At 71.6% G+C, this 1,971-nt stretch carries 2 protein-coding genes and 1 pseudogene; 2 read left to right on the top strand and 1 reads right to left on the bottom strand.

What is annotated here, in order from left to right:
- Positions 1-298, top strand: a 298-nt coding sequence (locus CCN51_RS47215; protein ID WP_143676134.1) for an HAD-IA family hydrolase, incomplete at its 5' end; no start/stop codon positions are given.
- A 104-nt stretch (positions 299-402) separates the two neighbouring features.
- On the opposite strand, the gene CCN51_RS47210 is transcribed toward CCN51_RS47215, so the two are convergent.
- Positions 403-984 carry a TMEM165/GDT1 family protein gene (locus CCN51_RS47210; RefSeq protein WP_014180091.1) on the bottom strand — a complete coding sequence of 194 codons (582 nt, stop codon included), beginning with the start codon at positions 982-984 and terminating at the stop codon, positions 403-405.
- Positions 985-1,438: 454 nt separating this feature from the next.
- Here CCN51_RS47210 and CCN51_RS47205 point away from each other — a divergent pair.
- Positions 1,439-1,971: pseudogene (locus tag CCN51_RS47205) on the top strand (GmrSD restriction endonuclease domain-containing protein); the annotation flags it as partial.

Raw genomic sequence — 1,971 nt, 5'->3', positions numbered from 1 at the left:
CGCGGCGGGGCTGCCGATGCCGGGTGTGCGGGTCACGGCGGAGTGCGTGGGGGCGAGCAAGCCGGACCCGGAGGGCTTCCTCAAGGGCGCGGCCGAGCTGGGCTTCGACCCCGAGGACTGCGTCGTGTTCGAGGACTCCGAGGTGGGCATCGCGGCGGGCCGGGCGGCCGGTATGCGGGTCGTCGGGGTCGGCCCCCGGGCCGCGGCCCACGCCCCTGACGCGCACGTACGGGACCTGGAGCAGATCCGCGTCGAGGCGCTGCCGGACGGCACCCTGCGTCTGCACTTCACGGACTGACGCCACAGGACTGACGCCACAGGCCCGTACGCCACAGCGCGAGACCCCCGGCCCGCGGGCCGGGGGTCTCGCGCTGTGGCGTACGGCCGGGATACGGCGAGCCGTCAGCCCGCCACCGCCTCGTACAGGCTGAACCCCGCCAGCGCCAGCATCACCAGCGCCGCCACCTTCGTGATCAGCCGCAGCGGTACGTACCGCATCAGCGTGCGGCCGCCCAGGATGCCGAGCCCCGCGACCGCCCACAGGGCGAGCACCGCGCCGAGGCCGACCGACAGCGGGTCGTCGTAGCGAGCGGCCAGGTTGGCCGTCATGATCTGCGTCAGGTCGCCGAACTCCGCGACCAGGATGAGCATGAACCCCGCCCCCGAGACCTTCCAGAAGCTCTGGTCGGCGGGCTTGCGGATCTCTTCCTCCTCGTCGTCCTTCTTCAGCAGCAGCATCGCCGCGCCCCCGAGGAAGAGCACTCCGACGACCGTCTGGACGAGGCGGTGCGGGAGCAGCCCGAGCACGCTGCCCGCCGCGATCGCGAGCACGACATGGACCGCGAAGGCGGCGGCGACCCCGACGAAGACGTACGAGGCGCGGTAGCGGGTGCCGAGCATCAGTCCGGCGAGGGCGGTCTTGTCGGGCAGTTCGGCCAGGAAGACGACGCCGAAGACGACGGCGGCGACGGTGAGACTGATCACAGGTGGTTACCTCAAGGGCTCGGGCCGCACCGAGAGGGGCCCTGAGGGAGGGGTCGCTTCGGCACGGCAGCGTCGGACACTGCGGCCGAAGGTCTCGCTGGCGTACGCACCTCCCCGACGGGACGGGTGCCATACGCTCCGGGCGCCGGCCCGCACCACGAGGGGCGGGCAGTATGTCGACGGTCCGGCGAAGAGCTACTCCCCTTCTGCTGTCCGCAAGGATACGCGACGCGCCCGGCGTGGGGGCCGGGGAGGCCGGGAGCGGGGGCTATGGAGGCCGGGAGCGTGGGCCGGCCTCATGGAATTGGCAGGCTCGAACCCCTCGACATGACGTGTCCATGTCGCCAATCTGTTACCTGTCGCACTCCGGAGAGAAACGTTCCGGCGACAGCATTACCCCCGCGTTACCCGGCTCGCACCGAGCCGAATCGTCCCCCACTCCAAGGGAGTTCGCATGTCCCGAATACGCAACGCCTTCGCCCGGCGCGGCGTCTACGCGCGTCGACGGCTGAGCGTACTGGCCGCGGCCACCGGTCTGATGGCCCTGGCGGGCCTGTTCAACGGCCCGGCCGCCCAGGCGGCACTGCCCACCCCCGTAAGCGCCGCCACCGCCCGCACCTACCTCGCCTCGCTGACCGTGGCGACGGAGGACCGCACCGGCTACGACCGTGATCTCTTCCCCCACTGGATCACCCAGAGCGGTGCCTGCAACACCCGTGAGGTCGTCCTCAAGCGCGACGGCACCAACGTCCAGCAGGACTCCAGCTGCGCCGCCGTCAGCGGCACCTGGTACTCCGTCTACGACGGCGCCACCTGGACCGCCGCCTCCGACCTGGACATCGACCACCTCGTCCCGCTCGCCGAGGCCTGGGACTCCGGCGCCGGCGAGTGGACCACCTCCCGCCGCCAGTCGTTCGCCAACGACCTGACCCGTCCGCAGCTGATCGCCGTCACGGACAACGTGAACCAGGCGAAGGGCGACAAGGA

The sequence above is a fragment of the Streptomyces milbemycinicus genome (genome assembly GCF_002154605.1).
In the GTDB taxonomy this organism is placed as follows: domain Bacteria; phylum Actinomycetota; class Actinomycetes; order Streptomycetales; family Streptomycetaceae; genus Streptomyces; species Streptomyces milbemycinicus.
The sequence above is the reverse complement of the archived record's forward strand: the minus strand, read 5'-3'. Positions and strand labels throughout refer to the sequence as shown.